The organism is Nocardia jejuensis NBRC 103114 (genome assembly GCF_001613145.1).
Classification (GTDB): Bacteria; Actinomycetota; Actinomycetes; order Mycobacteriales; family Mycobacteriaceae; genus Nocardia; species Nocardia jejuensis.
In genome coordinates, this window is the sequence record NZ_BDBU01000001.1 from 64,756 (window position 1) to 71,114 (window position 6,359).

6 protein-coding genes and 1 pseudogene are annotated in these 6,359 nt (G+C 67.9%); 6 read left to right on the forward strand and 1 reads right to left on the reverse strand.

The genetic code is table 11. From position 1 onward, the window contains the following. The first annotated feature begins 145 nt into the window (after positions 1–145). From NJ1_RS00310 to NJ1_RS00325, 5 genes and pseudogenes are all read left to right on the forward strand, one after another. Positions 146–580 (forward strand): helix-turn-helix transcriptional regulator, encoded by a 435-nt coding sequence (locus tag NJ1_RS00310; RefSeq protein ID WP_067685781.1) that lies wholly within the window; start codon positions 146–148, stop codon positions 578–580. A 20-nt stretch (positions 581–600) separates the two neighbouring features. Then, entirely contained in the window at positions 601–1,011 is a 411-nt protein-coding gene (locus NJ1_RS00315; RefSeq protein WP_067685811.1) for a VOC family protein, read from the forward strand. A 102-nt stretch (positions 1,012–1,113) separates the two neighbouring features. Beyond that, positions 1,114–3,498 (forward strand): ATP-binding cassette domain-containing protein, encoded by a 2,385-nt coding sequence (locus NJ1_RS00320; protein ID WP_067685783.1) that lies wholly within the window; start codon positions 1,114–1,116, stop codon positions 3,496–3,498. A gap of 52 nt (positions 3,499–3,550) precedes the next feature. Beyond that, positions 3,551–3,721: pseudogene (locus tag NJ1_RS37710) on the forward strand (carboxymuconolactone decarboxylase family protein); the annotation flags it as partial. 83 nt (positions 3,722–3,804) lie between these two features. Beyond that, entirely contained in the window at positions 3,805–4,629 is an 825-nt protein-coding gene (locus NJ1_RS00325) for an alpha/beta fold hydrolase (protein ID WP_067685785.1), read from the forward strand. A gap of 66 nt (positions 4,630–4,695) precedes the next feature. Here the strand turns inward: NJ1_RS00325 and NJ1_RS00330 are convergent, their stop codons facing one another. Continuing rightward, entirely contained in the window at positions 4,696–5,526 is an 831-nt protein-coding gene (locus tag NJ1_RS00330; protein ID WP_422615725.1) for an SDR family NAD(P)-dependent oxidoreductase, read from the reverse strand. 126 nt (positions 5,527–5,652) lie between these two features. Between NJ1_RS00330 and NJ1_RS00335 the strand changes: the two genes are divergently transcribed. Then, entirely contained in the window at positions 5,653–6,252 is a 600-nt protein-coding gene (locus tag NJ1_RS00335; protein WP_067685787.1) for a TetR/AcrR family transcriptional regulator, read from the forward strand. Positions 6,253–6,359 lie beyond the last annotated feature (107 nt).

A 6,359-nucleotide genomic window follows, 5' to 3' on the forward strand; every position in this document is an offset into this window, starting at 1 on the left:
GTCGTACTCCTTCCTAATAGCAATAGGCTTAAACCTAATATACATAGGTTGGCGGTTTCGGCAAATGAACAGCGGTCGCGGTGGTGTGGGACATTGCGCGTGTGCCGCTGGGCAGAACCCTCGCGCGCATGGCACGATCGGATGAGTGACCAGCAGAGCCACTCCGGAGCAACATCTGCGCGACCTCGCGCGGCTGCGCCGGGTCCGCGACCGGATCGACCGGGAGTACGCCCAGCCTCTGGACGTGGAAGCCCTCGCCCGCGACGCACACATCTCCGCCGGGCACCTCAGTCGCCAGTTCCGCCTCGCCTACGGCGAATCGGTGTACTCCTATCTGATGACCCGGCGCATCGAACGCGCGATGGCCCTGCTGCGACGCGGGGATCTGAGCGTCACCGAGGTCTGCTTCGCGGTCGGCTCGTCCTCGCTCGGCACCTTCAGCACCCGTTTCACCGAACTGGTCGGCGTACCGCCCAGCGTCTACCGCGCCCAGGCCGCCGACGAGATCGCGGGCATGCCCGCATGCGTGGCAAAACAGGTCACCCGACCGATCAGGAATCGAGAAGCGCAGGTCGGATAGGCGGAATTATCGTGAACCGCATGGACATCACAATCAGCGAGACCTACCTGCCGCAGGACGATCCCGAGGCCGCGCTGGCCTTCTACCGGGACACCCTCGGCTTCGAACTGCGCAACGACGTCGGCTACAACGGCCTGCGCTGGCTCACCGTCGGCCCGCCCGGACAGCCCGAGATCGCCATCGTGCTGCATCCGCCGGCCGTGGATCCCGGCATCACCGATGACGAGCGCCGCATCATCGCCGAGATGATGGCCAAGGGCACCTACGCGAGCATCAACCTCGCCACCAAGGACCTGGACGCCACCTTCGAACGGCTGCAGGCCGGGGACGCCGAGGTCGTGCAGGAACCGACCGAACAGCCCTACGGGATTCGCGACTGCGCCTTCCGCGACCCGGCGGGCAATATGGTTCGCATCAAGGAACTGCGCTGATTCCCGCGTAGCTCACCGCGCGCTCCCGGCTCCGGCCGGGCGCCGCGCTCGGTCGGCTCGGCCCGCCGGGTAACCCACCCGCTCACCAGATGGAGACAACGCATGGCGAAGAAGACGGACTCGCAGTCGCTTGCGCTGCACGTTGCCGACAGTCACGACCTGATCCGCGTGCACGGCGCGCGGGTGAACAATCTGAAGGACATCAAGATAGAGATCCCCAAGCGCCGGCTCACGGTGTTCACGGGTGTCTCCGGGTCGGGCAAGAGCTCGCTGGTGTTCGGCACCATCGCCGCGGAATCGCAGCGGCTGATCAACGAGACCTACAGCGCCTTCGTGCAGGGGTTCATGCCGTCCCTGGCCCGCCCCGATGTCGATGTGCTGGACGGGATCACCACCGCGATCACGGTCGGGCAGGAACGCATGGGCGCGGACCCGCGCTCCACGGTCGGCACCGCCACCGACGCGAACGCCATGCTGCGGATCCTGTTCAGTCGCCTCGGCAAGCCGCATATCGGTTCGCCGCAAGCGTTTTCGTTCAATGTCGCCTCGATCAGCGGTGCGGGCGCGGTCACCATCGAGCGCGCCGGCAAGTCGGTGAAGGAGCGCCGCAGCTTCAGCATCACCGGCGGTATGTGCCCGCGCTGCGAAGGGCGCGGCGCGGTCAACGACATCGACCTGACCCAGCTGTACGACGACACCAAATCGCTCAACGAGGGCGCGCTGACCATTCCCGGGTACAGCATGGAGGGCTGGTACGGCCGGATCTTCACCGGCTGCGGCTATTTCGACCCGGACAAGCCGATCAAGAAGTTCACCAAGCGCGAGCTCAACGATCTGCTCTACAAGGAGCCGACCAAGATCAAGGTCGACGGGATCAACCTGACCTACGAGGGTCTGATCCCGCGCATCCGAAAGTCCATGCTGTCCAAGGACATCGACTCCCTGCAGTCGCACATCCGCGCGTTCGTGGAGCGGGCGGTCACCTTCGCCACCTGCCCCGAATGCGGTGGCACCCGGCTCAGCGAGGCGGCCCGGTCCTCGAAGATAAAGAAGATCAGCATCGCCGACGCCAGCGCCATGCAGATCAGCGATCTCGCCGACTGGGTGCGCGCCCTGAAGGAGCCCTCGGTCGCGCCGCTGCTCGAGACGCTGCAGCAGATCCTGGACTCGTTCGTGGAGATCGGGCTCGGCTACCTGTCGCTGGATCGGCCCTCGGGCACCATCTCCGGTGGTGAAGCCCAGCGCGTCAAGATGATTCGGCACCTGGGCTCCTCGCTCACCGACATCACCTACATCTTCGACGAGCCCACCGCAGGCCTGCATCCGCACGACATCGCGCGCATGAACGACCTGCTGCTGCGACTGCGGGACAAGGGCAACACGGTGCTCGTGGTGGAGCACAAGCCGGAGACCATCGCGATCGCCGACCATGTCGTTGACCTGGGTCCGGGTGCGGGATCGGGTGGCGGCACGGTCTGTTTCGAGGGCGACGTCGAGGGTCTGCGCACCAGCGACACCATCACCGGGCGGCACTTCGACGACCGGGCGGCGGTCAAGGACTCGGTGCGAAAGAGCAAAGGCGCGTTGAAGATTCGCGGCGCGTCGACGCACAATCTGCGCAAGGTGAATGTCGACATCCCGCTCGGGGTGCTGTGCGTGATCACCGGCGTGGCCGGATCGGGCAAGAGCTCGCTGGTACACGGGTCGATACCCGCCGGTGAGGGCGTGGTGTCGGTCGATCAGGGCGCGATCCGCGGCTCGCGGCGCAGCAACCCTGCGACCTACACCGGGCTGCTCGAGCCGATCCGCAAGGCGTTCGCCAAGGCCAACGGCGTGAAGCCGGCGCTGTTCAGCGCGAATTCGGAAGGCGCGTGCCCGAACTGCAACGGCAACGGGGTGATCTACTCCGACCTGGCGATCATGGCCGGGGTCGCCACCACCTGTGAGGTGTGCGAGGGCAAGCGATTCCAGGCCGCGGTGCTGGACTACCACCTCGGCGGCCGCGACATCAGCGAGGTGCTCGCCATGCCGGTCGCCGAAGCGGTCGAGTTCTTCGCCGACGGAGAGGCGAAACTACCTGCGGCGCACGCGATCCTGGAGCGTCTCGCCGATGTCGGACTCGGTTATCTGAGCATCGGCCAGCCGCTCACCACGCTGTCCGGCGGTGAGCGCCAGCGCCTCAAGCTGGCCACCCACATGGCCGACAAGGGCGGTATCTACGTCCTGGACGAGCCCACCACCGGCCTGCATCTCGCCGATGTCGAACAGCTGCTGGGGCTGCTGGACCGGCTCGTCGAGTCCGGTAAGTCGGTGATCGTGGTCGAACACCACCAGGCGGTCATGGCGCACGCGGACTGGATCATCGACCTGGGCCCCGGCGCGGGCCACGACGGCGGGCAGATCGTATTCCAGGGCACCCCCGCCGATCTCGTCGCGAACCGCTCCACCCTCACCGGCGAACACCTCGCCGCCTACGTCGCTCGCTGACCCCGAAACCGCGGTGCGTCGCCGCGAGGCAGGCAGGCGCGACCTCGACGGGTTGCGCGGCAGTCTGCCGGCGCACCTGAGCAGGGCGCAGGTCGCGGAGCTGGCCGCGGCCGTCGCGTGGGAGAACCAGCGGGCGCGATTGAATCAGGCGCTGGGTGTGCGCCCTACGGGTATGGCGGACGGAATGGCCTGTGCGCTGCCGGAACCACGTAGAGCGGACTGATTCGTTCGAACCGGGAGCGATGAATCCGGGCCGGTCGTACCGTCGGTACAGATATCCGAGTCGTTCTCACGCCAGGAGATCCAATGACCTCGACCGCGCCCGTCACCGCCGGAACCCTCGACGTTCCCGACGGCACCGTCTACTACGAAATTCGCGGCAGTGGACCACTTCTCGCCCTCGTGGGCGCACCGATGGAGACCGCCCCGTTCGCGCCCGTCGCGGACCTGCTGGCCGCCGAGTACACGGTGCTCACCCATGATCCGCGTGGCCACGGCAAAAGCGTTCTGAACGATCCGGCCAAGGAGTCGACACCCGAGTTGCGCGCCGACGATCTGGCCAATCTCCTCACGCACCTCGGGCTCGGCCCCGCCGTCGTGGTGGGTTCCAGCGGCGGCGCCATCACCGGCCTGGCTCTGGCCATCGCGCATCCGGAGCTCGTGCAGACCCTCGTCGCGCACGAGCCGCCGGTGCGTGAACTCCTCGAGGATCGTGTCGAACTCCGCGCGGTCACCGAGGATGTCATCGCCACCTACTCCTCCGGCGACCTGCTGGGCGCGGTCCGCAAGTTCTTCGTGATGACCGGACTCGATATCCCCGAGGCGGCCCTGCAACAGATGGTCGGCGGCGAACGCGACACCCGCACGGCCGAATCCGAGGCGTTCTTCTACGAGCACGAGATGCGTGGCACCTCGGGCTGGATTCCCGATATCGCCGCCCTGCGCGCCACGCCCACCCGCATCATCATCGGCATCGGAGAGACCTCGGCGGGCAAGTTCTGCGACCGCACCTCCCGTGCGCTCGCCGAGGCCCTGTCGCTCGAGCCCGTGATCTTCCCCGGCGGCCACGGCGGTTTCATGGAGACGCCCGAGGCGTTCGCGAAGGTCACCAGCGACGTCCTCGCCGACTGACGGTCGATCACAGGGGACCGGAAGGTGTTCGCCTCTCGCGGAACACCTTCCGTACATTCATCGGTCTCAGATGCCCGCCGCGCGCACGAGCGCATCGGCCAGGCGCGGCGAGACACTCGAAATGAGCCGCAGCGCAGCGGCATAGGTGGGGAAGAGCTCGACGGGACGGTCGCGGATGGCGGTCAGGATCCACCCCGCGGCCTGCTCGGGGGTGAGCGCGGCTTGGGCGTTGTAGGCGGCGGTGGGGCTGATCATGGGGGTGCGCACCAGCGGGAAACCGAGTGTGCTGACCGCGATTCCGGTGCCGTGCGTCTCGGCGCCGAGGCTGCGTCCGAACGCGGCCAGGGCCGCTTTGGAGGCGTGGTAGGCGGTGAACTTCGGCATGACGCCCGCGGTGGTGCCCCAGGTCCCGATATTGATGATGTGGCCGCGGTCGGCCTCGCGCAGCGCGGGGAGCAGGGCCAGGGTCAGGCGTACGGGTCCGAAGTAGTTGACGGCCATGGTGCGTTCGTAATCGTGCGCGCGGTCGACGGCCTCGAGCGCGGGGCGCCGGATGGAGCGGCCCGCGTTGTTCACGATGATCTCGGGTGCGCCGAAATGGGTCAGCACCATTTTCGCCAGCGCCGTCACGGCTTCGGGGTCGGTGAGATCGCAGGGCGCGGCGACGGCCGAGCCGCCCCGGGCCGTGATCGCGTCGCACACCGCGTCGAGCCGCTCGACATCACGCGCCACCGCGACGATGCGTGCGCCGTGCTCGGCCAGCAGATGAGCGGCGGCCTCGCCGACCCCCGAGGAGGCTCCGGTGAGGATGACCGTCTTTCCGTGCAGATCCACCGTGTCCGTGCCGCCGGCGAGGATGCCGCGCAGCGTGGGAGTCGGGTTGAGCAGGGCGGTCATCACGGGATTCTTCACTCGGTTCGTCCTGATCGCAGTGGGATGCGCCGGGGTTTCCAGACGCCTTGAATTGACTAATTGGTAAATTACCGAGAGGGCAATAGAGTGTCAACATCCGGTGTGAAGGGGATGAGCGTGACGGGAACCGCGGGAACCAAGGGCGTCCCCCGTGCCGAGCGCGAGGCGCAGATCCTCGACGTGGCGGCCGCCGAGATCGCCCGGGTCGGCTACGCGGGGCTGTCTCCGGCGACGGTCGCCACCGCCGCGGGCGTCTCGAAACCCTTGGTGTACGCCTACTTCGGCAGCAAGGACGGCCTCTATGTGGCCTGCGTCCAGCGAGCCGCGACGGCGTTGACCGAGGCCATCGAGGTGGCGATCTCCGGCCCGCCGTCGCTCGCGATGGCCGAGCGCACCCTGGCGGCCGTGTTCACGGCCCTGGAGCCCCGGCCGCACGACTGGAAAGTGGTCTTCGATCGCTCGCATCCGCACGAGGGTCCGGCCGCCGATGCCGCCCGCGCCACTCGCGGCCGCATCGCTCAGCAGGCCGCGTGTGGTGTCGGGGCATTCCTGGGCACCCGCGGCCTGACCGACGAGAAGGACTCCTCGGCCATGACGGTCGTGTGGATGGGCATGGTCACCTCGCTGGTCGACTGGTGGTTGCGGCATCCCGAGGAGAGCGCCGCCGCCATGACCGCCCGCAGCCATCGCCTGATCGCCGCCCTGGCCTAGCCGGTCGGATCGCGCGAACGGGTGGCGTCCTCGCGAGCGCGCGTCCCGGCGCGGCGGTGTACGTCTGCGGCCCGCCCGCGGTGGGTACGGCGAACCGGGCGTTCACA

Coding starts and splice junctions, on each gene's coding strand:
- NJ1_RS00315 (WP_067685811.1), top strand. CDS start 601: ATGGACATCACAATCAGCGAGACCTACCTGCCGCAGGACGATCCCGAG.
- NJ1_RS00320 (WP_067685783.1), top strand. CDS start 1,114: ATGGCGAAGAAGACGGACTCGCAGTCGCTTGCGCTGCACGTTGCCGAC.
- NJ1_RS00325 (WP_067685785.1), top strand. CDS start 3,805: ATGACCTCGACCGCGCCCGTCACCGCCGGAACCCTCGACGTTCCCGAC.
- NJ1_RS00330 (WP_422615725.1), bottom strand. CDS start 5,526: ATGACCGCCCTGCTCAACCCGACTCCCACGCTGCGCGGCATCCTCGCC.
- NJ1_RS00335 (WP_067685787.1), top strand. CDS start 5,653: ATGAGCGTGACGGGAACCGCGGGAACCAAGGGCGTCCCCCGTGCCGAG.